We start from the raw sequence: 25,935 nt of genomic DNA, 5'->3' as shown, positions 1-25,935 counted from the left end.
AATCCCCTGAATGGAATGTGATAATCAACGGATAAGGCCGTCTGAAAACCGATTATAAAGGCAGTTGTTCCATTTTGTCTGCCTAAATGCCAAGCGGTTGGCGTTTCAGACGGCCTGTCATTGAAGCCTTATTGTTTGCCGATAAAGGCTTCTGCCTGTCTGCGTGTTTGCGCATCTTGCGCCAGCAGGCCTTCGATATCATGACGGCCGTCTGAAAAATCTTGAGCAAGGCAGTGGGCAACAACTTTGGCAATATCGGTAAACTTGATGCATTTATCTAAAAAAGCGGCCACGGCAACTTCGTTTGCGGCGTTCAACACGCAAGGCGCGGCGCCGCCCGCATTCATGGCCTGATAGGCAAGTTTCAGACATGGGAAACGGTCAAAGTCGGGATTTTGGAAGGTCAATGCGGACAATGCGCCGAAATCCAGCTCGCCCACGCCGGAATCGATGCGTTCGGGCAGACCCAAGCAATAAGCAATCGGCGTACGCATATCAGGATTACCCAACTGCGCCAATACCGAACCATCTCGATAACGCACCATGCTGTGTATCACGGATTGCGGATGAATGACGACTTCCAGTTTTTCCGGCGGACAGTTAAACAGCCAATGCGCCTCAATCAACTCCAAGCCCTTATTCATCATTGACGCGGAATCGACGGAAATTTTGCGCCCCATGCTCCAATTCGGATGCTTGACCGCCTGCTCGGGCGTAATGCTGTCAAATGTACTTAAATCGGTGTTAAGGAAGGGGCCGCCCGACGCGGTCAGGATAATCGAATTGATACCGTGCTCATTCAGACGGCCTGTGTAATCCCTTGGCAATACTTGGAAGATGGCGTTGTGTTCGCTGTCAATCGGCAAGACGGTGGCGCTGTTTTGACGGGCGGTTTCCATGAACAATGCGCCGGAAACCACCAGCGTTTCTTTGTTTGCCAGATAAATAGTTTTGCCTTTTTGAGCGGCGGCCAAAGCCGACGGCAAACCGGCCGCGCCAACAATGGCACACATCACGCCACTGACTTCATCGGCAGAGGCGACATCAATCAAGGCTTGAGAACCATATAAGACCTGCGTAATGATGCCTTCTTGTTTGAGTTTCTTTTCCAGCTCGGCGGCATGGCCGGCATCGCCGACAACGGCATATTCCGGGCGGAACTGTTTGCATTGCGCCGCCAGCTTGTCCACCTGCCTATGCCCTGCCAGCGCGAACACGCGGAATTTCTCGGGATGGCGGGAGACAACGTCTAAAGTGCTTTCGCCTATGCTGCCGGTACTGCCTAATATGGTCAGAACTTGTTGTGTCATGGTGTGTTCTTTATGTGCTGTGCAAACGGTATTCATTGTGTTTGAAATAGATTTCTTTGCCGTTTCCAATTTTCAGACGGCCTTTTGCCTCCCAGCTGAAAAGGCCGTCTGAAAGAATTACTCAATGCCGTATTCGATGGTAACAACCAGTCGGACTTGTTTGCCAACGGTACTTTTATCGTAAGAACCGCCGTACTCGTCGTCCTCGCTGCTGCCGGTGTCGGCATAGATATTGAACGAACCTTGCGAAGCAGAACGCATGGCGCCCACTTTGCCGCCGCCCGTTTTGGCAAATTCGGCCGCGCGTTTCTGCGCATCCTCCGTCGCCTGCGTGATCAAATCGCGTTTGATGGTTTCCAAATTGCCCAGCAAATATTGCGGATTGTCGAAGCGGATGAATTCGTTTTGCGCACGGAAGTTCAAAATGGCGCGCTGGGCGGCTTGAATTTTGTCCAGTTTTTTGGTGTTGACCACAATATTGAGGTCGCCATCGTAGCCGTTGGGCGTACGGGTTACGTTGCCCAGTTCGTCGCGGGTTTCATTGAAAACGCGCGACACTTCGGGCAGGCCCACTTTCATTTCAGCCGCCGCAAAGCCTTGCTCGCCCAAAAATTTAGACAGCTTCTTGCGTCTTGCCGTCAGCAAATCCAAAACTTCCTGGTAGCTCTCGCCGTGTGCGCTCACGCCCGTATTCCACGTCGCGCTGTCGGATTGGAAGTTTTTCTCCGCCAAACCTTTTACGGTAATTGTCCCCGGTTGGCGCAGATTCTTAAACTGCACGCCCAAAATAAACGCCGCAGCCATCAATCCCAGTGCCAACAATACGCCCAAGATCGATAAAGATGAAATCTGTTTTTGTTCGGACATAATCAACTCCCCCAACAATGTAAGACAGGCGGTTTAAAACAAATATACAAAGGCGGCATAAATGCTGATAACGGCAATCAGGCTGTCCACACGGTCGAACACGCCGCCGTGTCCCGGCAGCAGATTGCTGCTGTCTTTGATACCGGCCGCACGTTTGAGCCAGCTTTCCAGCAAATCGCCGCACACGCTGACAACGGTCAGAATCAAGCCGATAAAAATAGTTTTTAACCAACCGGCTTCAAAAGCCAGCCAACCGGCTTTCCATACGATGGTCATGTACACGGCAACGCATAATGCACCGCCGATCGCACCTTCCCAGCTTTTACCCGGGCTGATGGTCGGCGCAATTTTGCGCTTGCCAAACGATTTGCCGCAGAAATACGCGCCAATATCGGCCACCCACACCAAACCCATAATTGCCAATAAAGACAGCGCGTCTTCAGGCTGAGGGCGCAGGTAAACCAATGCGAACCAAAACGGCATCACCAACAACCAACCGACCGTGTAAGCCTGCCAGCCGCCATTTAACTTCCATTTCGCTTTCAGCCACCAAGGCATGACAATCAGCCAAAACGCCAATACGACATACCAAACCAAATCAGGCAGTTGCCAACCGCCGGCATAGGCAATCACACCAAACACCAGCGTTGAAGCCAAATAATGATTGATTTTCAGCTTATCCAAGCCGCTCATGCGGGCATATTCCCACAAAGTCAGCATGGCAATCAGGCCGCAAAACGCCGCCCACAGCCACATAGGTGCATAAAACAGCATACCCAGCATCAGCGGCAAAAGCCACAGCGCCGTTAAAATCCGTTGTTTCAACATAGTTCTCAACCCCGTTGCTGCTCAACCGGCAGCTGTTCGGAAGTCCGCCCGAAGCGGCGTTCCCGTTTTTGGAACGAAGCAATCGCCTCGTTTAGCGATTTCTCATTAAAATCAGGCCACAGCGTATCCGTAAAATACAATTCCGCGTACGCCATCTGCCACAGCAGGAAATTGCTGATGCGCGTCTCGCCGCCGGTTCGGATAAACAAATCCGGCTCGGGTGCATCGCCCAACATCAAATAGCGCGATAACGCCTCTTCCGTAATCTCAGTGACACCCTCGGCAATCAACTGATTTGCCGCCTGCAAAATATCCCAGCGGCCGCCATAATCGGCAGCAATGCTCAAAGTCAAACCGGTATTGTTTGCCGTCAACACCTCTGCCGCCTCAATCCCCTTCAGGATTTCAGCATTAAACCGCTCACGGCTGCCGATGATCCTCAAGCGCATATTGTTATCGTGCAAACGGCGCACCTGCTTTTGCAAAGCCTGCAAAAACAGCCCCATCAGAAAAGAAACCTCTTCCTCGGGGCGTCGCCAGTTTTCAGTCGAAAAAGCAAACACGGTCAAATACCGCACACCCAGTTCAGCACAATGCTTCACCATGCTCTCCAGCGCATCCAAGCCGCGCTTATGCCCCATCACACGGGGAAGAAAACGCTTCTTTGCCCAACGTCCGTTGCCGTCCATAATCACAGCAATATGTCGGGGGATGGCAGAGTGTTCCAAAATCGTCTGCGTACTGCTTTTCATGTCTGCCTTTCAGGGAGCAAACCGTCCAAAGGCCGTCTGAACGGTTTACACACAGGATTAAATCGCCATCAAATCTTCTTCTTTGGCAGCCAAGAGCTTGTCTGCCTCAGCAATATATTTGTCGGTCAACTTCTGAACCGCTTCCTCGCCACGGCGGGCTTCATCTTCAGAAATCTCTTTGTCTTTCAACAATTTTTTGATGTGGTCGTTTGCATCACGGCGCACATTGCGGATAGACACACGGCCCTCTTCCGCCTCACCGCGTACCACTTTGATCAAATCTTTACGGCGTTCTTCAGTCAGCATAGGCATAGGGACACGGATCAAATCGCCGACAGAAGCAGGGTTCAGGCCCAAGTTGGAATCACGGATCGCTTTCTCGACTTTTGCAGCCATATTGCTTTCGAACGGTTTCACACCGATCGTACGCGCATCCAAAAGCGTCACGTTCGCTACTTGGCTCACAGGCACCATACTGCCCCAGTATTCCACTTCCACTTGGTCAAGCAGGCCGGTATGCGCACGGCCGGTACGCACTTTAGCCAAATTGTCTTTCAATACTTCCAGAGAACGCTGCATTTTGCCTTCAGCTGTCTTTTGAATATCATTAATCATCTTATACTTTCAATTTCATAGGAATAAAACAGGATTAACCGAGAATAGTACCGTTAAACCGCCGCCACGACAAGGCTTTGCGCCCCAACAGCCTTGTTTTCTAACCGATATTTAACATCAAACAAAATAAAGGCCGTCTGAAAATCTTTCAGGCGGCCTTTTCCTTATTCAAATCCTACTCTCTATTTCTCTCACTCCAAAAGTAACGCCATACGAAGCATGGGAAAGCAAAAATCAGGTAGAGGCAGACAACGGTCGCATAAAACTCCCAATCTTGGGCATGTACGGCTCCGGCGCGTGATTCGAGGATATAGGCGAGGATCGCGGTAAGAAGGAAGCCTGCCAGCAATTCGATCAAGTGATGGCCGATGTGTTTGCGTTTCAGGGCGATGATGCCGAAGAATTTGGTGGTAATAAATGGCGCGTTGGCAAAGATAAGTGCCAACAGCAAAAGAATGTACATGGATGCGGTCATGATGGTCTTTCTGTTTTCAGACGGCCTGTATGTGATTTTAACATGTTAAATGGGCATTCTTGCCCATCATTATCTGTGGAATATTCAATATCTTGATGATACCCGCTTCATGATTGTTCAAAGGCTTGAGGCCGTCTGAACTTGGGTATATTTCATCCGAATGCGAATCCTAACAAAAACGGCGACTTTGGAACAGCCGCCGTTGTTTTTGTTTGAAGCTTACAGGGTATTTTCCAATGCTTTGGCACACCAGTCGATAACGGTTTGCGGCATGATACCCCAGAGGAGCAGCAGGAAGGCATTGACCGTTAGGACAAATTTGGCGGCATAGTTGCTGCCGACCGGCTGATCATGATCAGGCGCATCGAAGTAGATGACTTTGACCACGCGAAGGTAGTAGAACGCGCCAATCAGGGACATGATGACGGCAAATACAGACAACCAAACATAGCCTTGTTTCAAGAGTGCCATAATCACGCCGAACTTGGCGTAGAAGCCCATCAGCGGTGGAATACCTGCCATAGAGAACATGGACAGCAACATCAGGAAGGCAAACCATGCATGGCGGTGGTTGAGGCCAGCGAGGTCTTTGATGTCTTCACACTCAATATCTTTGGTAGACAATACCATCAAAACACCGAAGCTGACTGCCGCCATCAAAGCATAGGTAATAGCGTAATACAAACCTGCGGTAAAGCCGACCGCGCCGGCCATAAACGCCAACAGGATAAAGCCCATGTGCGATACGGTGGAATAGGCAAGCATACGTTTGATATTGGTTTGCATGATGGCGGCAAGGTTACCGACCACCAAAGATGCAACGGCAAGGATGGCCAACATCGGCGCCCAGTCTGAATGTATGGTACCCATACCGGTAACAAGGATACGGAATGCAAAGACAACAGCGGCAATTTTCGGAGCCGTACCCACAAAGGCGGTAACAGAGGTCGGCGCGCCATCGTACACATCAGGTACCCACATATGGAATGGAACCGCACCCAATTTAAATGCAATGGCAACTACAATAAACACCATACCCAATTTCAACAACCATTCATTGGCCTGCTCATTGAAAGCAGAAGCCAAGACGGAAGCAAAATCAAGAGAACCGGTGGCGCCGTAAACCATGGAAATACCATAGAGCAGCAAACCAGAGGCCAACGCGCCCAATACGAAGTATTTCAGCGCGGCCTCGGCAGAACGACCGGAATCACGGCGCAAGGCAATCATGGCGTACAGCGACAAAGACAACAGCTCCAAACCGATATACGCGGTCAAGAAATGTGCCGAGCTGACCATGACGCTCATACCCAACAGGGCAAACAGCGACAAGGTATAAAACTCGCCTTTAAAAATTTGGCGGTCTTGGTTGTACGGTTTACTGTAAATAAACAGACCAAACGTCAGTGCATACAACACTAGCTTCGCCAAACGGGACATGCCGTCTGCAATATACATACCGTGAAAGGCATCGACACTGCCCTGCTCCCATACTGCCAATTGGGTGACAGCCACAATAATGACCGTTCCCAAACTCATCAGATGGGTCAAATAGCGGTTTTTATCGCAAATCCACAAGTCTGCCAGCAATACGACACCCAATAGCGCAAGCAGCACGATTTCGGGCATGGCGGGCATTAAATTCAAATCAGACCAGTTCATTTACACACCTCAAATCTTGCTTTGTGCCACATGGGCAATCAAATCGTTTGCCGCTTGATGCACCACTTCGATAAACGCTTGCGGATACAGACCCATGCCCAAAACAGCAACCGCCAAAATTGCCAAAATCGCAAATTCGCGGCAATTGATGTCTTTCATTTCGGCAACGTGCGGATTGTGGATCGCACCAAAAATAACGCGTTTGTACATCCACAGAGTATAAGACGCACCGTAAATCAGGGTCATGGCAGCCAACGCGCCTACCCAGAAATTCACTTTAACCGCACCCATAATCACCATAAACTCGCCCACGAAGCCTGAAGTCGCAGGCAGACCGGCATTGGCCATACCGAACAACATCATAAACGCCGCAAACTTAGGCATCACATTGACCACGCCGCCATAATCGGCAATATTGCGGGTATGCAGGCGGTCGTACATCACGCCGATACACATAAACATCGCGGCAGACACAAAACCGTGGGAAATCATTTGAATGATTGCACCTTTCAATGCCCAGTCATTCAATTGGCCGTTCACAAACAGGAACATACCTAAAGTGACAAAACCCATATGACTGATGGAAGAGTACGCTACCAATTTTTTCATATCGGTTTGCACCAAAGCCACCATACCGATGTAAATCACGGCAATCAGGCTCAATACGATGATTACAGGGGCAAAATAGCGTGCCGCATCCGGCATAATCGGCAGGATAAAGCGCAAGAAACCATACGCACCCAGTTTCAGCGTAATCGCCGCCAACACCATCGAACCACCGGTCGGCGCTTCAACGTGGGCATCCGGCAACCAAGTGTGCACAGGGAACATCGGTACTTTTACAGCAAATGACAGGAAGAACGCTACAAACAAAAGCTGTTGTACACCCAACGGAATCTGTTTGATGTTTTGGAAATCGACAATAGAGAAGCTGCCTGTTTGATAGTACAGGTAAACCATGGCAACCAACATCAAGAGCGAACCCATCAGCGTATAGAGGAATAGCTTGACCGACGCATAGACGCGGCGCGGGCCGCCCCATACACCGATAATCAGGTACAGCGGAATCAACATACCCTCGAAGAACACATAAAACAGAATCGCATCCTGAGCGGCAAACGCGCCGTTAATCAAACCCGACATCATCAGGAATGCCGCCATATACTGCGCCGGACGTTTCTGAATGACTTCCCAACCGGCCAATACCACCAACAGCGTAATAAACGCATTCAAGATGATAAAGAGCACTGAAATACCGTCCACGCCCAATGCGTAGTTGATTTTCAGAAGCGGAATCCACTCGTGGAACTCGGTAAATTGATAGCCGCCGCTCAAACGGTCGAACTGCGTAAACAGAGGCAGCGTTACCAAGAAACCGGCAAGCGCACCCATGAAGGCAAGCACACGCGCCAGCGGCGCACGGCTGTCTTTACCGGTCGCCAAAACCAGCACACCTGCGGCGATGGGTATCCATATTGCCAAGCTGAGTAGGTAGTTGGAAAACATAGTGGTTAACCTGTGGTTAAAATAAAAATGTGTTTATGTGGATATTTCTTCGTTTCAGACGGCCTGAAGGTTTAAGGCCGTCTGAAACATTATTCTTATCGGAACAATCCCCAGAAGGTCATGCCGAGCAGTACCAATACGCCGAATACCATAGCGGCGGCGTAAGTGTAGATAAAGCCGGTTTGGGCTTTACGCACTTGCACGGCAATCGCGCCAACCAGTTTGGCGGAGCCGTTGACAATACCATTGTCAATAATGGCGGTATCGCCGACTTTCCAGAAGAAGGTACCCAATGCGCGTGTGCCTTTGGCAAAAACGTTGAAATACAGGTCGTCGAGATAGTATTTGTTTTCAAACAAAACGTAAATCGGACGGAACGCCTGTGCAATTTTCGCTGGCAGGTGCGGCAGTTTGACGTACAGAAGCCATGCGCTCAATACACCTGCGATAGCGAGGTAGAGTACAGGCGAATGCAGGCTGTGTGACACCATTGCCAATGCGCCGTGGAATTCTTCCTTCATGATGTGCATGGTCGGATGCGCGTCGGTGTTAACGAAAATCACGTCTTTGAAGAAATCGCCGTAAAGCATAGGCTCGATGGCAACGTAGCCGATGATGACGGACGGAATCGCCAGCAAAATCAAAGGCAGGGTAACAACCAACGGGCTTTCGTGCGGATTATCGTTTTTGCCCAAACCGTGATGCTCTTCACCATGATGATCGTCATGATGCTCAGGCAGGCTGCGCCATTTCTCTTCGCCATGGAACACCATAAAGTATTGGCGGAACGCGTAGAACGCGGTAACGAACACGCTGGCGAGGACGGCAAAATAGGCAAAACCGCTGCCCGGCAAGGTGCTGTATTTCGCTACTTCGATAATCGAATCTTTAGAATAGAAGCCGGAGAAGAACGGCGTACCAATCAGCGACAAGTTACCGATCAGCATGGTCAGCCAAGTAATCGGCATGTATTTTTTCAGGTTGCCCATGTGGCGCATATCTTGGTCGTGGTGCATACCGATAATCGCGCTACCTGCGGCCAAGAACAACAAGGCTTTAAAGAAAGCGTGGGTCATCACATGGAACATCGCCACGGAATAAGCAGACGCGCCCAAAGCCACGGTCATATAACCCAGTTGCGACAGGGTGGAATACGCAACCACGCGCTTAATGTCGTTTTGAATCACGCCCAAGAAGCCCATAAACAGGGCGGTAATCGCGCCGATAACCATAATGACCGACAGCGCGGTGCTGCTCATTTCGTAAATCGGCGACATGCGCGAAACCATGAACAGACCCGCCGTAACCATCGTCGCGGCGTGAATCAATGCGGAAATTGGGGTCGGGCCTTCCATCGAATCGGGCAGCCAGACATGCAGCGGGAACTGAGCCGATTTACCCATCGCACCCACAAACAAGAGCAGGCAGGTTACGGTAATCAACGACCATTCCACACCGGGGAAAAGCTGGATGGTCGCATTTTGTACGTTGGGCAGATAGGCGAATACATCCTGATAGCGCAGGCTGCCACCAAAATAGGCAAGCACCAAGCCGATACCGAGCAAAAAGCCGAAGTCGCCGACGCGGTTGATCAAAAAGGCTTTCAGATTGGCGAAAATCGCGCTCGGACGTTTGAAATAGAAACCGATCAAGAGATACGACACCAAGCCCACCGCTTCCCAACCGAAGAAGAGCTGGATGAAGTTGTTGCTCATAATCAGCATCAACATGCTGAAAGTAAACAAAGAAATGTAGCTGAAGAAGCGTTGGTAGCCAACTTTTTCATCGTGCATATAACCGATGGTATAGATATGCACCATCAACGATACGCCGGTGACCACGACCATCATCATCGCCGTCATCGTATCGACCAAGAAACCGACGGAGAAATCCAAGCCGCCCATTGTCAGCCAGGTATAGACGTTTTCGTCAAACTTGGCGCGGCTGCCGTCAATAAAGCCCCACAGCACATAAGCCGACAGCACGGCGGACACCGCCACGCCGAGTATCGTAACCGTATGCGCGCCGGCACGTCCGATTTTATTGCCGAACAAACCCGCAATCAGCGAACCTGCCAACGGAACAAGGGCAATTATCAAATATAAAGTCATATCGTTCATGATTACCCTTTCAACTCATCCAAATCGGCAACGTTGATTGTTTGTCGGTTGCGGTACACCAATACCATAATCGCCAAACCGATGGCAGATTCGGCAGCGGCAACGGTCAATACGAAGAATACGAAAATCTGTCCGGCGGTATCACCCAGATACTGCGAGAAAGCGATAAAGTTGAAGTTCACCGCCAAGAGCATCAGCTCGATCGACATCAGCAAGACCAGCACGTTTTTGCGGTTCATAAAGATACCCATTGCGCTGATACCGAACAGGAGCGCACCCAATACCAAATAATGCGTCAAGGTAATCATGCTTTGCCCTCCCCTTCCTGCTTGAGGCCGTCTGAAACTTCGCTCTCTTCGGCAGATTCGACTTGCGGTTTGACCGCTTCCATTTTCACCAGACGCATACGGCCCTGGTCGGCACGTACTTTAACTTGGTCGGCAGGATCCATACGTTTCGGATTGGTGGTTTTGCGGTGAACCAGCGCAATCGCGGCCACCATACCCAACAGCAGCAATACCGCCGCCAATTCAAACGGCAACAGGTAGTCGGTATAAATACGGCTGCCCAAATCGCGGATATTGTTGTAATCGGCCGGAATGTCTTTCATCAGACCAAATGCGGCCAGGTCGGTTTTCGGGTTGACCAGAATGAGAATCAGGGCAACCGCCAACAATGTGCCGACCACACCGGCAACCGGCGCATGACGCCAGAAACCGGCGCGCATTTCTTCAATGTCGATGTTCAACATCATCACAACGAACAGGAACAACACCATTACGGCGCCGACGTAAACCACCACCAGCGTCACGCCCAAAAACTCAGCCTGCATCAGCATCCAAAGCATCGCGCTTACGCAGAAGGTCAGCACCAGATGCAAAGCGGCGTGAACAGGGTTTTTAGCAGTAACGGTACGAACCGCACCGTACAAAACGATGGCGGCAAGAATATAGAACAGAATCGCGGAAAAAGTCATTCGTCTGCTCCTTAACGATACGGCGCGTCAGCGGCTTTGCGTTTGGCGATTTCAGCCTCGTATTTGTCGCCAATGGCCAAAAGAATCGGCTTAGTCATGTGCAAGTCGCCTTTTTTCTCGCCGTGGTATTCAAAAATATGGGTTTCCACAATCGCATCGGTCGGACAGGCCTCTTCGCAGAAACCGCAGAAGATGCACTTGGTCAGGTCGATGTCGTAACGCTTGGTGCGGCGGGTGCCGTCTTCGCGTTCTTCCGATTCGATGTTAATCGCCATTGCCGGACAAACTGCCTCGCACAATTTACACGCAATACAGCGCTCTTCGCCGTTCGGATAACGGCGTTGCGCGTGCAGGCCGCGGAAACGCACGGATTGCGGCGTTTTCTCTTCGGGGAAATAAATTGTGTCTTTGCGGGCAAAAAAGTTTTTGAGCGTTACGCCCAAGCCTTTTACCAACTCGCCCAAAAGAAAGGTTTTCACTAGGTTTGCCATGTTGCATTCCTTTACATGGTTTTTATTTTCAGACGACCTGCTATTTGCAAGTCATCCTTTATTTGAATTCGATTAAAACATATCCCTGCTTACGGTATTCGGCAGGTGTATTTTTCGCCGTTTTGGCGCATAACCGTTCTCCGCATTTGACAATATCCGCCTGACTGAATAATTCCAGATTTTCCACGCTAGCTTTTTTCTCACGGACAACCTGTCCGTAATACCAACCCTGCCATAGGGAAACACCGATAACGCAGACCAATGCAGCAGCGGCAAGGTACCCGATTTTCAACAATACCGAACGGCTGGCGGCATCCAAACGATTTTGGGCGACGGCGGAAAAACCTGCAAAATCTTCCATATGCTTTTTCACATCATCAATTTCCGCCCTCAAATCATCCAATCCTTCCTGGCTGCCTTTCTTAATATTGCGCTTCAAGTCACTCGACACCGCAGCCATCTGATTAGAAACCTCATCGGCAATCAACCGATTAACTTCCGACAATCCCTCCTCCAACCTTCTGATACCCTGCACCTGCAATGACAAGGCTTCGGCACTCTGCTTCTGAAGCTCCTGATGCAACGCTGAAATATTGATAATTAATTGCTGCAATTGCCGTTCGTCCATCACTTTTCCGAATGTTCCGAATAACTTTGTTATCTTTTCTGTATCGACAGGCCGTCTGAAACCTTAAACCCGTCAGCCTATGCTCATACCGCGCGAGTGGCTCTGCGCCATCCTTTCCATTTCGCGCTGTCTTGCCTCTTCTTCAAACTCCCGCTCTGTCCGCTGCGCCATCATGGCGGATTCCCTCTGTATCTGCCGTACATCGTCCCTACCCATAAAATCCGACAGGGCGGTTTGGTCGCCCGATTTTAGGCGGGCTAGCAGATTGTTGGTAGCAGACAGGAAATCGTCTTGTTTGACAGTCGCCGCGTATTGCATTTCCTGCGCCTGCTCCGCTTCTGAAAACAGCAAAGGCTTGAGCCTGCTGACATTGCGAATCCACTTTGCGGCTTCCATACGATCGGCTTCACTGATTCGCCGATCATTGACCGTCATCACGGGGGTACCGTCATTGTCTTCTACCTTCGTATTCTCTATTCGCTTCCCCTTTTTATCGAAATAGATATGCCCTTGCGCATAATCTTTCACCGCCTGATACAACGTTGTGCTTTCGGTCAGCGCGCCTATACCGCTGCCGCGCGTCGCCAACAGTTTCTGCCAGATTTCTTCCTGCCTCCGCTCTCCTTCATACTTCCCTATCAGCTTCATCGGGGTTTCCAGCGTCCAGTTGTTGATGGATAAACCGTTTTTCTCGAATACTTGTTTATGAAAATCTCGCATTTCATCAAAGCGAACATCACGGGGAGGTTTGCCAATATTACTTTGTAAAAAATTCAGATAACCTTCCGCCATCCCTTCACGAATCCGATTCAATCTTTGTTCGGGAAACGTTTGTCCCGAAGAATCCTTCATAAACATCACCGCTGCCCGACCCGTCGTCTCCCCTTTCGGCAGGCTGCTCCAAGTCATGCCCTCCGCTTCCGCCACACCTTTCGCCCAGCCTGCGTAATTGTAGCCTTTGGACAACAAGTCAGCATAGGTTCGGACAACACCCTGTATATGGTTTTGTTTGATGTCTTGGCGGTAGCGATTAATATCTTGCTGCGTCAACGGCTTCATTTTTTGCCTCCTGTTGTTTTATGATAGGCATTTGCCTCCATATCCTTATCGGCGGCATCCACAAACCCCCAAATGGTTTTAATTGTCTGTTCTTCGATTTTACGCCAGTCATATAACCGATGGCGGCTATAACCCAAATGAAATGTAATATCTATTCCCCTTGCACGGAGTGCAAAAGTATGGCTGCACGGCGGATTTGGCAATCTCGTATCGGAATAAGGGGCAAAAATACGGGCAGAACATTCAATATAGCTGTGTATATTGCCATCTTTGCCGTGTGAAACAAAAATATCATCCGCATCTTCACGGTAGGGCCTACCTGTTGTTGAATCAGTACCCTCCAAAACCCGATATTGCTCATCCAAACCATACGGATTTTCAGAATACCTGACATATTGGCGCAATACTGAATTGTTTCCTTCCAAATTCCACCTCAACCGTCGGTTTATATTTTCAGGACTTTTGTCTAAAGGTTCTAAATTACTATGTACCCCAACCAATACCCAAGGTGTACCCGATACCTTTAATTCGTCATAAAAACCGTCGTCATGGCGTATATCGCGGATAACGCCCGTTTCGTAATTCAGGTAAAAGTCAAATCCCGTCAACACCGAATCATACGTCCTCGGCGGGGCTTTGTATGTCTCCCAGTCTTTTGAAAACGCCGTCGGCGTATCAGTATAGGAAACATCCTGCACCTGATAGGAAGACATCCTGACCTTCCTGCCGCCCAATGTGCCGATCGTGTAGGAATCCTCCGGTACTTCCACCCTGCCCTTGTCCGAAAAGGCCGCGTCCTGTATCTCCCTTTGGGTTTTCCCTATCAAGATACCGTCTGAAAAGGAACATACCGACAATGTCGCCAGTCCGAACAGCAGACATAATCCCAGCAGCCATTTCTTCATCTTATTCTCTGTTTCTCTTAATTACTTATCAAAACAACAAAAACATACCCGACAACGATGTAACTGCACTCAGAACAAATGACCATAGCGCAGATTGTGTAAAGATTTTAGGTTTTGTCCATACCCAAAAGATAGATACCACAAAAGATACCGCACACCAAGCAAAATACATCCACCATAGCGCCCCGGCCTTCGGATCACCCAAAGAACCTATTTTGCAGGCGAAATAAATATGGACTGCTGTTATAGCAAAGGCAGAACCGGCTACCGCAAAACCTCGTATGCGCATATAAAGCACGCAAGATAATAACAATCCGCACCAAAAGAGCAAAATGTTGAGGGAGAGCAATAAAATCTCATCTATATCGGACGGAGTAATAACGTAACCTACAGATATACAAGGAACTATCAACCCAACCAATATGCTTAAGGCTGTAATCTTTTTTTCTGTTGTCATCCAATTTTTATTCCCTATTGCCCTCCAGTTATACGGACATCGTTTTTTTTCAGACGGCCTCAAGATGCCGTCTGAAACTTATTTCCACAAATTCAGCGGTGAAATCATCCACACGCCCAAAATCACGATGTAGGCGAAGCCGATCGGAATCAGCACTTTCCAGCCCAAACGCATGATTTGGTCGTAACGGTAGCGTGGGAAGGTTGCACGGATCCACAGGTACCAGTACAGAACCGCCGCCATTTTTACGAACATCCAGAATGCGGAAGGCGTACCGATAAAGCCCCAACTTTGCGGGAACGGAGACAACCAGCCGCCGAGGAACATCAGTGATGTCAGCGCGGCAATCAGAATCATGAAAATGTATTCGGCAAGGAAGAACAGCGCGAACGCGAAGCCGGAATATTCGACGTGATGGCCGGCAACGATTTCAGACTCGCCCTCCGCCACGTCAAACGGCGCGCGGTTGGTTTCGGCAACGGCGGAAATCAGATAGACGATGAAGATTGGGAAGAGCGGCAGCCAGTTCCACGAGAACACGGAACCGCCCGCGATGCCTTTTGCCTGCGCGGCGACAATATCGGAGAAGTTCATGCTGCCCGACACCATCACGACGCACACCAGCGCGGCGCTCATGGCGATTTCGTAGGAGATGCTTTGCGCGGAAGCACGCATTGCGCCCAAGAACGAATATTTGGAGTTGGAAGCCCAGCCCGCGATAATCACGCCGTAAACCGACAGCGAGGTAATCATCAGGATATACAAAAGGCCGATATTGATATTGGTCAGCACCCATTCTTCGTTGAACGGAATCACTGCCCACGCCGCGAAAGACGGGGCGAGCGACATAATCGGACCAATATAAAACAGGGCTTTGTTCGACAGCTTCGGACGGGTTACCTCTTTAAACAAGAGTTTGAACACGTCGGCAAACGGCTGAATCAGACCCCACGGGCCGGTTACGTTCGGGCCGACGCGAAGCTGCATAAAGCCGATGACTTTACGTTCGAAATACGTCAGGTAGGCGACGGTCAGAATCAGCGGAATCAGGATAATCACGATTTTGACGATGACGGATACCACCAAGCCCACGGTGATGCCCAAATCGCCCAGACCGAGCGTTGCGGCAAAGAGGTTTTGGAACCATTCCTGCATAATCAAGCTCCCGCCAGTTCAATAGTGTCCATCAACGCACCCAGCGCGGCATTTTCGGTATGCAGCGGCAGATGCACCACGTTTTCAGGCAAACCGGCATCGGCTTTGACTGCAACCGATACGCTTGCGCCGTTTTGTTTGGCGACAGCGGTTTGTCCGTCTTGCAGGCCTAAGCGCGCCAAAGTGTTCGGATTCACACGCGCGGCAGGCACGGCGGCATGGCTGGTCGCCTGCAACGGCGCGGAACGGCGCACGATGGCATCGTTGTGATAAATACCGACCCCGCCCACGCGCACGAGGCGGCTTGAGGTCGTCTGAAAATCTTTTTGAGTCGAAGCGGCGCGGTTGTTCAGTTTGGACGGCAGGCTTTCCGCATCCAGCGCGTCTTTCAAAATCGCGGCGGTATCGTGGTATTCAAAGCCTTGCAGGTCAAACAGGTTGCCCAATACGCGTAACACTTTCCACAGCGGACGCGAATCGCCAAAGCCTTGAACGACGCCGTGGAAGGATTGCAGACGGCCTTCCATATTGATGAAGCTGCCCGAGGTTTCGGTAAACGGCGCAATCGGCAACAATACGTCGCACACGTCCAGCAGCGTTTCGCTGACAAACGGCGTAAACGCCATCACGCTTTTTGCCTGTTTCAACGCGGCTACGGCTTTTGCGCCGTCCGCCGTATCGATTTCCGGCTCGACGTTGAACAGCAAAACTGCCTGTTTCGGCGCATTTGCCATTTCGGCAACGCTCTCGCCAGAGTTCACGCCCAAGACATCCGCACCGACGCTGTTGGCAGCCTGCGGCAGAATGCCCAACACCGCGCCGGTCGCGTCCGCCAGCTTTTGCGCGGCTGCATAAATCGCGGCGTAATCGGGATGGTTTTGCACTTCCGCGCCCAAAATCACCGCTGCTTTTTCAGCGTTTTTCAGGCACGCGGTAATCGCGTGTTCCGCATCGGCAGACAGGTTTTTCAGACGACCTGCCCACTCGTCGGGATGTGCGGCTTCTTGAGACAGAAGCGGCATAAACAATTCTTCTTTACTGCTGGCCAATACGCTCAAGGCCATACGGTCTTTGGCGGCACGGCGCAGGCGGGCGGTCAGGAGCGGCTGTTCTTTGCGCAAGTTCGCGCCGACTACCAATACGGCATCGTTGTCAGCCAAAGATTCAATGCTTTGTCCCAACCATTGCGCACCTTTAAGGCCGTCTGAAAGACGTTTGTCTTGTTGGCGCAAACGGGTTGCAAAGTTTTTAACACCCAAGCCGTCGGCAAGTTTTTTGGCCAGATACAGCTCTTCAATCGTATTCATCGGATTGGCCCAAACGCCGACTTGGTTTTGGTTGCCGTCTTTGGCGATACATTCAATCGCGCTGCGGACATATTCCAGCGCGGTTTTCCAATCCACGTCCATCCACTCGCCGCCCTGTTTGATTTTCGGGTTTTTCAGACGGCTTTCGTGATACAGGCCTTCGTAGGCAAAACGGTCGCGGTCGGACAGCCAGCATTCGTTGATGGCTTCGTTTTCCAACGGCAACACGCGGCGGACGGTATGGTCTTTGGTTTGTACAATCAGGTTGCTGCCCAAAGCATCATGGGCGGAAACGGATTTTCGGCGGTTCAATTCCCAAGTACGCGCGTTGAAGCGGAACGGTTTGCTGGTCAATGCGCCGACAGGACACAAATCGATGACGTTGCCCGACAATTCGGTTTCCACTGCTTTACCGATAAAAGGCATGATCTCGGAATGTTCGCCGCGGTTGGCCATAGCGATTTCTTGCACGCCGGCGATTTCTTCAGTGAAACGAACGCAACGGGTACAGTGGATACAACGGCTCATTTCCTCGGCGGAAACCAAAGGACCCATGTCTTTGCCGACGACGGAACGTTTTTCTTCGGTATAACGGCTGGTGGTTTTGCCGTAGCCCATCGCCAAATCCTGCAACTGGCATTCGCCGCCTTGGTCGCAGGTCGGACAATCAAGCGGATGGTTGATGAGCAGGAACTCCATCACGCCTTCTTGCGCCTCTCGGGCTTTTGCCGAATGCGTACGCACAATCATGCCGTCTGTAACCGGCGTGGCACAGGCGGGCAGGGGTTTGGGGGCTTTTTCCACGTCCACCAAACACATACGGCAGTTGGCGGCGATGGAAAGTTTTTTGTGGTAACAGAAATGCGGGATATAAGTACCGAGCTTGTGCGCGGCTTCAATCACCGTCGCGCCCTGCTCCACAGATACCTGTTTGCCGTCGATTTCGATTTGTAACATGGTTCGTTCCTAGTTACGGGTATTTAATAAATAATTCTTTTAGAGGCCGTCTGAAAACTTAGCACCACTTATTCGGTTTCATCGGTCCGCCGTGTTCGATGTAATGCACAAACTCATCACGGAAATGCTTGGTAAAGCTGCGGACAGGGAAGACGGCGGCGTCGGCGAGGGCGCAGATGGTGCGGCCTGCCATTTGGTTGCCGACGGAATCCAGCAAATCCAAGTCTTCCATGCGGCCTTTGCCTTCTACAATGCGGTGGACGATACGGTAGAGCCAGCCGGTGCCTTCGCGGCAGGGAGTGCATTGGCCGCAGGATTCGTCGTAGTAGAAATAGCTCAGGCGCTCAAGGGCTTTCACCATGCACACGTCTTCGTCCATCACGATAATCGCGCCGGAACCGAGCATCGAACCGGCTTTGGAAATCGAGTCGTAGTCCATATTGGTCTGCATCATGATGTCGGCAGGCAATACGGGCGCGGACGATCCGCCGGGGATAACGGCTTTGAGTTTTTTGCCGCCGCGCATACCGCCCGCCATTTTCAGGATTTCGGCAAACGGCGTGCCTAACGGCACTTCATAATTACCCGGACGTTCGACGTGGCCGGAGATGCAGAACAGTTTGGTACCGCCGGCATTCGGAATGCCTTTGTCGGCAAACGTCTGACCGCCGTCGCGGACGATAAACGGCACGGAGGCGAAGGTTTCGGTATTGTTGATGGTGGTCGGCTTGCCGTACAGGCCGAACGAGGCAGGGAACGGCGGTTTGAAGCGTGGCTGGCCTTTTTTGCCTTCCAGCGATTCGAGCAATGCGGTTTCTTCGCCGCAAATGTATGCGCCGTAGCCGTGGTGGGCGAAGAGTTCGAATTCGAAGTCCGAACCTAAAATATTTTTACCCAAAAAACCTGCGGCGCGCGCTTGGGCTAGTGCAGCTTCAAAACGTTGATAACCTTCGAAAATTTCGCCGTGAATGTAGTTGTAGCCGGCTTTCGCACCCATCGCGTAACCGGCAATAATCATGCCTTCAATCAGGGCATGAGGATTGAACATGATGATGTCGCGGTCTTTAAATGTACCGGGCTCGCCTTCGTCGGTGTTGCAAACTACATATTTTTCGCCCGGGAAGGAACGGGGCATAAAGCTCCATTTCAAACCGGTCGGAAAGCCCGCTCCGCCACGACCGCGCAAACCGGAGGTTTTGACTTCGTCAATCACATCGGTTTGCGAGATGTTTTCGGACAGGATTTTACGCAGGGCGGTATAACCGCCACGTTTGACGTATTCGTCCAATGTCCAGCAATCGGGATTGGCGGTATCCACTTGGTCAAAAATCACGCCTGATTGGTAAATAGCCATTTTTGGTGTGCCTGTTTGTTTTCGTATAGGTTGCAGCCGTTGTTTTCAGACGGCCTAATATACCTTTGTATATCGACTCTATGCCGTCTAAAATAAAATATGTTGATTCACTAAAGTTGATATTTCAGACGACCTTGTATTTCGTTTTCATGGTTATAGACCTAGTCTACTTTGCTGAAGTTATCACCATCCACCGCATTTATCTTCACATGGAATCCCATCGCCATCACCATCCATTTTGGTATCAGAACAATTCTGTAAAAACCATTTGGCCTCTTCGCATGACACCATCTGAGAACAATATTGCCTGCCATCACAACGATATTTATTACTATTGTTTTTTTTAGCTTGTATCGTAGCTGGATCATTAAGCTCTACTGGTGCATTAGTTTGTTTAGGGACTAATTTTGCTGCGTTGAATTGATATATCTGATAACCAATTAACCCGAAAAGTGCCAACCCTACCAATTTCGTCAATATGGAAGACGACGTATCTAAGGCAAAAAATGATTTTTTCTTTGCACTCGAACGATGGTTATGATTCCGCTTAAAATCTCTTGCCTCACGATTCAAGTAACGAATCTGTTTAGCAACATTTTTTCCTTTTCCGTTAGCAGATACCTCAAAGCCAACCGCCTCATTAAGTTCAGGACGAGGGCTTCTTTGGGAAAAGTTAGAAATATGGCAGAAAATTTCTTGTTTACTACCATCTATCCGTATAAAACCATAACCTTTTTCATCATCCCACTTAACAATTATCCCTTTCATTAACCGCTTCCCTTTTTATTGTTACTTTTAAATCACAATTTAAAATTTTGGAATAACTAGTAAGTTTGATTACAAACCGAATATGTTCAGACGATCTATTCTAATTCTGCTAATTTTTTCTCAATCGCTTCTTCAGTCATAAAGCTGCACATGCTGTGGTTGTTGACCAACATGACCGGAGCGTCGCCGCATGCGCCCATGCATTCGCCTTCGACAAGGGTAAATTTGCCGTCGGGCGTGGTTTCGCCGTAGCCGATACCGAGTTTTTGTTTGAGGTATTCACCGGTTGCCATACCGCCGCGCAGGGCGCAGGGCAGGTTGGTACAAACGGTCAGTTTGTACTTGCCGACAGGCTCAAGGTCGTACATATTGTAGAAGGTAGCGACTTCGTAGGCTTGTGCAGGCGAGATGCCGATATAGTCTGCAACAAAGGCGATGGTCTCAGGAGCGAGCCAGCCCTTTTCGGCCTGGGCAATACGCAATGCGCCCATAATGGCGGAGCGGCGTTGGTCGGCAGGATATTTTGCCAACTCGATGTCGATTTGTTTTAAAGATTCTGCGGATAACATTATCGGTCAACCTCCCCGAATACGATGTCCTGCGTACCGATGATGGCAACGACGTCGGCCAGCATGTGGCCTTTTGCCATTTCATCCATACCTTGCAGGTGGGCAAAGCCGGGTGCGCGGATTTTCAGGCGGTAGGGTTTGTTTGCGCCGTCTGAAATGATGTAAACGCCGAACTCGCCTTTCGGATGTTCGACAGCGGTGTAAGTCTCGCCCTCAGGAACGTGCATACCTTCGGTAAAGAGTTTGAAATGGTGAATCAGGTCTTCCATACCTGTTTTCATTTCGGTACGTTTGGGCGGAGCAAATTTGTGGTTTGTGGTAATGACCGGACCCGGATTGACACGCAACCACTCGGAACATTGTTTGATGATGCGCACGGATTGACGCATTTCTTCCATACGGCAGAGGTAACGGTCGTAGCAGTCGCCGTTGACGCCGACTGGGATGTCGAAATCCATTTTGTCGTACACTTCGTAAGGCTGTGTCTTACGCACGTCCCATTCCACGCCGGAACCGCGCAACATCACGCCGGTAAAACCTTTTTGCATGGCGCGCTCAGGAGTGACAACGCCGATGCCGACGGTACGCTGTTTCCAAATACGGTTGTCGGTCAGGAGGGTTTCGAGTGTATCGATGTTTTTCGGGAAACGTTCGCAGAAGGCGTCGATAAAGTCGAGCATGGTGCCTTCACGGGATTCGTTGAGCTGCTTCAATACTTTGGCGTTGCGGAATTTGCTGCTCTCGTATTTAGGCATGAAGTCGGGCAGGTCGCGGTAAACGCCGCCGGGACGGAAGTAGGCTGCGTGCATACGCGCGCCGGAAACGGCTTCGTACAAGTCCATCAGCTCTTCGCGGTCGCGGAAGGCGTAAAGGATGGCGGTCATCGCGCCGATGTCGAAGGCGTGCGAACCGATGCCCATCAAGTGATTGAGGATGCGCGTTACTTCGGCAAACATCACGCGAATATACTGGGCGCGGATAGGCACATCGATACCGGCAAGTTTTTCTACTGCCAAACAATACGCCTGCTCATTGACCATCATGGAAACGTAGTCCAAGCGGTCCATATAGGGCAAGGCTTGCAGATAGGTTTTGGTTTCAGCCAGTTTTTCAGTACCGCGGTGCAGGAGGCCGATGTGCGGATCGGCACGGACGATGGTTTCGCCCTCCAACTCCAAAATCATACGCAATACGCCGTGCGCCGCAGGGTGTTGCGGGCCGAAGTTGATGGTGTAGTTTCTTAATTTATTGGCCACCGTAGTTCTCCTCACGGACGATACGCGGCGTGATCTCGCGCGGCTCAATGGTAACAGGTTGGTAAATCACGCGTTTTTGCTCTTCGTCGTAACGCATTTCCACATAGCCGGAAATCGGGAAGTCTTTGCGGAACGGATGTCCGACAAAGCCGTAATCGGTCAGAATGCGGCGCAAGTCCGGGTGGTTGTTGAACATGATGCCGTACATATCAAAGGCTTCGCGCTCGTACCAATCCGCGCTGTTGTAAATATCGACTACGGATTCGACCACGGGGAAGTCGTCGTCTGAAACCCAGACGCGTACGCGGATGCGTTGATTGTTTTTAACGGAAAGCAGCTGACTGACGACGGCAAAGCGTTTGCCCTGCCATACTTCGTTTTTGTAAGTGCTGTAATCGACACCGCACAAGTCAACCAGAAGCTCGAAATGCAACTCTTCATGGTCGCGCAATGCGGTCATGACTGAAATATAGTGTTCGGGCAGACACTCGACGGTAATCTCGCCCAAAGCTGAAATGACTTTGCTTGCCTGATCGCCAAGCACGCCGACGACGGTCTCGTATAAGTTTTGAATGCTTGCCATATCGTCCTCTCCTTACTCGTCACGCGCGATGGTGGAAGTGCGCTTGATTTTTTGTTGGAGCTGAATCAGGCCGTAAATCAGGGCTTCCGCAGTCGGCGGACAACCCGGCACATAAACGTCTACCGGCACGACGCGGTCGGCACCGCGCACAACGGAATAAGAATAATGATAATAGCCACCGCCGTTGGCACACGAACCCATAGACAATACCCAGCGCGGCTCGGCAAGCTGGTCGTACACGCGGCGCAGTGCAGGCGCCATTTTGTTGGTGAGCGTACCCGCCACAATCATCAGATCGGCCTGACGTGGGGACGGACGGAAAATTATGCCGAAACGGTCAAGGTCATAACGCGCCATACCTGCATGCATCATTTCCACGGCGCAGCAGGCCAAGCCGAAAGTAACCGGCCACAATGAACCGGTACGCATATAGTTCAACACCGTATCCGCGCTGGTGGTGATGAAACCTTTTTTCAAAACGCCTTCTATTCCCATTCCAGCGCACCTTTTTTCCATTCGTAAATAAAGCCTACCGTCAGAACGACGATAAACACCAGCATAGACCAGAAGCCGTATGCGCCCAAATCTTTGAACACGACAGCCCACGGCAACATGAACGCGACCTCCAAATCAAACAGGATGAAGAGGATGGCGACGAGGTAATAGCGCACGTCGAACTTCATCCTTGCGTTTTCAAAGGCTTCAAAACCGCATTCGTAAGCCGCGTCTTTTTCGGCATAGTGGCGTTTCGGGCCTAAAATTGTGCCGAGCAGGATAAACAGCACACCGGCCGCAAGGCCGACGAGGATGAATACGAGGACGGGAAAGTAACTGGCCAACATGGTCGTACCTAACTGGTTGACAGACAAATCTTAAAAATAGATTACCATTTTATCGAATTTCAAAAGCCATTTAAAGGTAAATATCAGCAAATCAGTAAAAAAACACTAATAAATTCAATAAAGTTATGAGAACAATTCTTATTCTTATTTAATATTTCACAATTTTAATTTCAATTTAATCATGTATCATTTAATTCGGGTTTTCCACCTGTCCGATTTACTTCAAAAATCTGGAAACCGCCCTTTTCCAAACCTCAATAAAAACATCAGGCCGTCTGAAAACTGATTATTTTCAGACGGCCTGTTTTTACATCACATTCATTTAAATAGAAAAATCAATCGACACCTTTGAGCATACGGTTCAATACCGGGGCAAGTACCAACAGGATACCGCAGGTTACCGCGCCGATGGTGGCCAGCATCCAGTAGAAATCCAATGGCGACTCAGCATTGTAGTAGTCTTTAAACAACACTCCGCCCAAAGTAAAGCCGATGGACAATGCCAAGAAATTCAACGCAACCATTTGTGTTTTAAACATGCTCGGTGCGATTTTGGTGGAAAACGACAGCGAAATCGGCGACAGCATCAACTCGCCTATCGTAATCGCCAGCAACACCAGCATAAATACGATAATCGGCATCGGGGTCCCGGATGAAATATACGGGATGAAACACAAATAAGAGACGCCGGTTACCAACATGGCCAGCGCAAACTTCAACGGCGTTTTAGGTTGGCGCTTGCCCATTTTCGTCCACACCGCCGCCATCACGCCGGAAAAGAGAACCACCCACATGGCCTGTATCGAGTCTTTCCATGAAACAGGCACGGTAAAGCCGAAGAAAGTACGATCGACCGTTTCATCGAAATAAACCGTTGCAACGGTGTACACCTGAAACCAAACCGCCCAGAACATACAAATGGTCAAAAACAGCGGAATATAGGCCATGATGTAACGTTTATTGGCTGCCTCAACCTGGCTGCTGCCCAGCAGGCGTGCAAAATAAGCGATAACGGTGATAATGACCACACCCAAAAGCCAGCGTGAAAAGTTCTCAAGATTGAGCGCACCGGAAGCAATCACGCTGCCCAACACCAAAACCAGCAACACGCCGACAGCTATTGCAGTCTGTACCTTTTCAGGGCGCAACGGATTGGGAGCCGGCGTATGCGGCAGGTTTTTACGGCCGCGCGAATACCACAGCAGACCAAATGCCATACCGACGGCCGCCGCGCCAAAGCCATAATGAAAACCCATGCGGTCTTGCAAAATACCGGTCAACAAAGGGCCTAAGAAACCACCGATATTGATGGAAATATAGAAAATGGAGAAACCGGCATCGCGTAATTCACGCAGGTCGTCCCGTTCATACAAAGAGCCGACCATCGAACTGGCAGACGATTTCACGCCGCCGCTGCCCAGCGCGATACACACCAAGCCCAACAGCAATCCCATCAAGCCCGGCACAATCGCCAATAAAATATGACCGGTCATCACGACGATACCGGCGATAAACAGGGTACGTTCCGAGCCCCAAATGCGGTCGGCCAACCATGCGCCGAGAATAGTGGACAGGTAAACGCTGCCGCCGTACGCGCCGACAATGCCGCCGGCCAAGGCTTTATCCATACCCAAACCGCCTTGACTCGCGGCGTAATACAGATAAATCAGCAGGATGCCCTGCATACCGTAGAAGGAAAAACGTTCCCACAGCTCAATATGGAATAGGGTGGATAATTGCAAAGGATGGCCGAAGAAGGTTTTCTCGGCAGAAGACGGCTTTTGACCGGACATTATGAGTTCTCCTATATATTAGACAGACTTAGGCTTCAGACGGCCTGTTATACCTACCAATCATTTTTATGGAAGCCATATATTACCGCCAATCTTTGCATTTGCAAAACATTAAAAAGCATTTTTTTACAGAAAGATTAAGATTCGTATCTAAAAAGAACTCAATAGCTACATAACAAGGATATCGCGGCCATCTCTGTCATGCCCTACATATTCAAAAACCCATTAATTTTTAGATTTTCTATATTGTATTTTTCATGTGGCCGAAAACGGATATATTTACTGCGTTCGGTATTCCATTTAGGCTGATAAGACTTTAGAGTAGTTTCAGGCTGCCTGAAAACTATGTGATACAAATAACAGATAAAATAAAGCCCTACTTAAAAAAGTAGGGCTTAAAGAAATTGTTTATTTTTTGCCCCCACCAGATTTTCCGCTACCTGACGGGGGATTGTTACCACGTCCGCCGCCTGACGGATTACCTGTTTTGCTTGGCCAGTTTGGGTTACTGTTGCCTGTCTGATTATTTGCCATTATTGCTACATTCCATACTTAAGTTTTCAGATACACGGACTTTTATTTCCGTTTCTATATTTTATAGATTTAGATTTTTTTTCAATTTAATTTTTTCAGTAGTCGTAGCAACTGTATTTTTCACCCCGTCGGGTAAAAATACCAAAACTCAAATCAAGCCGTTCGG

At 50.0% G+C, this 25,935-nt stretch carries 26 protein-coding genes; all 26 read right to left on the bottom strand.

Features of this window, described 5'->3' with window-relative positions; translation table 11 throughout:
* Positions 1 to 128: 128 nt before the first annotated feature.
* The 26 genes from ispC to HMPREF2872_RS00650 all read right to left on the bottom strand — a co-directional run bounded on the left by ispC (position 129) and on the right by HMPREF2872_RS00650 (position 25,235).
* Positions 129 to 1,310 (bottom strand): 1-deoxy-D-xylulose-5-phosphate reductoisomerase, encoded by a 1,182-nt coding sequence (gene ispC / locus HMPREF2872_RS00770; protein WP_070630493.1) that lies wholly within the window; start codon positions 1,308 to 1,310, stop codon positions 129 to 131.
* Between the two features lie 117 nt (positions 1,311 to 1,427).
* Positions 1,428 to 2,177 (bottom strand): SIMPL domain-containing protein, encoded by a 750-nt coding sequence (locus HMPREF2872_RS00765; protein ID WP_070630473.1) that lies wholly within the window; start codon positions 2,175 to 2,177, stop codon positions 1,428 to 1,430.
* Positions 2,178 to 2,210: 33 nt separating this feature from the next.
* Entirely contained in the window at positions 2,211 to 3,005 is a 795-nt protein-coding gene (locus HMPREF2872_RS00760) for a phosphatidate cytidylyltransferase (RefSeq protein ID WP_049328736.1), read from the bottom strand.
* Positions 3,006 to 3,010: 5 nt separating this feature from the next.
* Entirely contained in the window at positions 3,011 to 3,757 is a 747-nt protein-coding gene (locus HMPREF2872_RS00755; RefSeq protein WP_070630471.1) for an isoprenyl transferase, read from the bottom strand.
* Between the two features lie 57 nt (positions 3,758 to 3,814).
* Positions 3,815 to 4,372: a ribosome recycling factor gene (frr, locus tag HMPREF2872_RS00750; protein ID WP_003686718.1), complete on the bottom strand. Its 558-nt coding sequence runs from the start codon at positions 4,370 to 4,372 to the stop codon at positions 3,815 to 3,817.
* A 175-nt stretch (positions 4,373 to 4,547) separates the two neighbouring features.
* A complete protein-coding gene (locus tag HMPREF2872_RS00745) occupies positions 4,548 to 4,847 on the bottom strand; it encodes a DUF2818 family protein (RefSeq protein ID WP_049328738.1) in 300 nt (99 codons plus the stop codon).
* 219 nt (positions 4,848 to 5,066) lie between these two features.
* Positions 5,067 to 6,509, bottom strand: coding sequence for an NADH-quinone oxidoreductase subunit NuoN (gene nuoN / locus HMPREF2872_RS00740; protein ID WP_070630469.1), 1,443 nt, complete (start codon positions 6,507 to 6,509; stop codon positions 5,067 to 5,069).
* 9 nt (positions 6,510 to 6,518) lie between these two features.
* Positions 6,519 to 8,015 (bottom strand): NADH-quinone oxidoreductase subunit M, encoded by a 1,497-nt coding sequence (locus HMPREF2872_RS00735; protein ID WP_003686723.1) that lies wholly within the window; start codon positions 8,013 to 8,015, stop codon positions 6,519 to 6,521.
* A gap of 95 nt (positions 8,016 to 8,110) precedes the next feature.
* Positions 8,111 to 10,135: an NADH-quinone oxidoreductase subunit L gene (gene nuoL, locus HMPREF2872_RS00730; protein ID WP_070630467.1), complete on the bottom strand. Its 2,025-nt coding sequence runs from the start codon at positions 10,133 to 10,135 to the stop codon at positions 8,111 to 8,113.
* 2 nt (positions 10,136 to 10,137) lie between these two features.
* The gene (gene nuoK / locus HMPREF2872_RS00725) at positions 10,138 to 10,443 is read right to left on the bottom strand and encodes an NADH-quinone oxidoreductase subunit NuoK (RefSeq protein ID WP_004519135.1); all 306 of its coding nucleotides are present in this window, start codon (positions 10,441 to 10,443) and stop codon (positions 10,138 to 10,140) included.
* Entirely contained in the window at positions 10,440 to 11,111 is a 672-nt protein-coding gene (locus tag HMPREF2872_RS00720; protein WP_070630465.1) for an NADH-quinone oxidoreductase subunit J, read from the bottom strand. Before HMPREF2872_RS00720 ends, nuoK begins: the two co-directional genes overlap by 4 nt.
* A gap of 11 nt (positions 11,112 to 11,122) precedes the next feature.
* Positions 11,123 to 11,602 (bottom strand): NADH-quinone oxidoreductase subunit NuoI, encoded by a 480-nt coding sequence (gene nuoI / locus HMPREF2872_RS00715; protein ID WP_002218650.1) that lies wholly within the window; start codon positions 11,600 to 11,602, stop codon positions 11,123 to 11,125.
* A gap of 58 nt (positions 11,603 to 11,660) precedes the next feature.
* Positions 11,661 to 12,230, bottom strand: coding sequence for a hypothetical protein (locus HMPREF2872_RS00710; RefSeq protein WP_070630463.1), 570 nt, complete (start codon positions 12,228 to 12,230; stop codon positions 11,661 to 11,663).
* A 72-nt stretch (positions 12,231 to 12,302) separates the two neighbouring features.
* The gene (locus HMPREF2872_RS00705) at positions 12,303 to 13,289 is read right to left on the bottom strand and encodes a hypothetical protein (protein WP_070630461.1); all 987 of its coding nucleotides are present in this window, start codon (positions 13,287 to 13,289) and stop codon (positions 12,303 to 12,305) included.
* Entirely contained in the window at positions 13,286 to 14,194 is a 909-nt protein-coding gene (locus HMPREF2872_RS00700; protein WP_070630459.1) for a hypothetical protein, read from the bottom strand. Before HMPREF2872_RS00700 ends, HMPREF2872_RS00705 begins: the two co-directional genes overlap by 4 nt.
* A 28-nt stretch (positions 14,195 to 14,222) precedes the next feature.
* Positions 14,223 to 14,651, bottom strand: a complete 429-nt coding sequence (locus HMPREF2872_RS11525; RefSeq protein WP_141752825.1) for a hypothetical protein — start codon at positions 14,649 to 14,651, stop codon at positions 14,223 to 14,225.
* A 78-nt stretch (positions 14,652 to 14,729) separates the two neighbouring features.
* Entirely contained in the window at positions 14,730 to 15,806 is a 1,077-nt protein-coding gene (nuoH, locus tag HMPREF2872_RS00695; protein WP_002216340.1) for an NADH-quinone oxidoreductase subunit NuoH, read from the bottom strand.
* 2 nt (positions 15,807 to 15,808) lie between these two features.
* Positions 15,809 to 18,070, bottom strand: coding sequence for an NADH-quinone oxidoreductase subunit NuoG (gene nuoG, locus HMPREF2872_RS00690; RefSeq protein ID WP_070630456.1), 2,262 nt, complete (start codon positions 18,068 to 18,070; stop codon positions 15,809 to 15,811).
* 58 nt (positions 18,071 to 18,128) lie between these two features.
* Positions 18,129 to 19,424: an NADH-quinone oxidoreductase subunit NuoF gene (nuoF, locus tag HMPREF2872_RS00685; RefSeq protein ID WP_070630454.1), complete on the bottom strand. Its 1,296-nt coding sequence runs from the start codon at positions 19,422 to 19,424 to the stop codon at positions 18,129 to 18,131.
* Positions 19,425 to 19,607: 183 nt separating this feature from the next.
* Entirely contained in the window at positions 19,608 to 20,192 is a 585-nt protein-coding gene (locus HMPREF2872_RS00680; RefSeq protein ID WP_070630453.1) for a cold shock domain-containing protein, read from the bottom strand.
* A 95-nt stretch (positions 20,193 to 20,287) separates the two neighbouring features.
* The gene (gene nuoE / locus HMPREF2872_RS00675; protein ID WP_070630451.1) at positions 20,288 to 20,761 is read right to left on the bottom strand and encodes an NADH-quinone oxidoreductase subunit NuoE; all 474 of its coding nucleotides are present in this window, start codon (positions 20,759 to 20,761) and stop codon (positions 20,288 to 20,290) included.
* Entirely contained in the window at positions 20,761 to 22,017 is a 1,257-nt protein-coding gene (gene nuoD, locus HMPREF2872_RS00670) for an NADH dehydrogenase (quinone) subunit D (protein WP_049332998.1), read from the bottom strand. Before nuoD ends, nuoE begins: the two co-directional genes overlap by 1 nt.
* Positions 22,007 to 22,600: an NADH-quinone oxidoreductase subunit C gene (locus HMPREF2872_RS00665; protein WP_002216335.1), complete on the bottom strand. Its 594-nt coding sequence runs from the start codon at positions 22,598 to 22,600 to the stop codon at positions 22,007 to 22,009. The genes nuoD and HMPREF2872_RS00665 overlap by 11 nt, the downstream gene beginning before the upstream one ends.
* A gap of 12 nt (positions 22,601 to 22,612) precedes the next feature.
* A complete protein-coding gene (locus HMPREF2872_RS00660; protein ID WP_002215610.1) occupies positions 22,613 to 23,095 on the bottom strand; it encodes a NuoB/complex I 20 kDa subunit family protein in 483 nt (160 codons plus the stop codon).
* Positions 23,086 to 23,442: an NADH-quinone oxidoreductase subunit A gene (locus HMPREF2872_RS00655; RefSeq protein WP_003686600.1), complete on the bottom strand. Its 357-nt coding sequence runs from the start codon at positions 23,440 to 23,442 to the stop codon at positions 23,086 to 23,088. The genes HMPREF2872_RS00660 and HMPREF2872_RS00655 overlap by 10 nt, the downstream gene beginning before the upstream one ends.
* A gap of 335 nt (positions 23,443 to 23,777) precedes the next feature.
* Positions 23,778 to 25,235 carry an oligopeptide:H+ symporter gene (locus tag HMPREF2872_RS00650; protein ID WP_070630449.1) on the bottom strand — a complete coding sequence of 486 codons (1,458 nt, stop codon included), beginning with the start codon at positions 25,233 to 25,235 and terminating at the stop codon, positions 23,778 to 23,780.
* Between the last annotated feature and the right edge of the window lie 700 nt (positions 25,236 to 25,935).

The sequence above is a fragment of the Neisseria sp. HMSC069H12 genome (genome assembly GCF_001812735.1).
Classification (GTDB): Bacteria; Pseudomonadota; Gammaproteobacteria; order Burkholderiales; family Neisseriaceae; genus Neisseria; species Neisseria subflava.
This window is presented reverse-complemented; position numbering and strand designations above follow the sequence as displayed.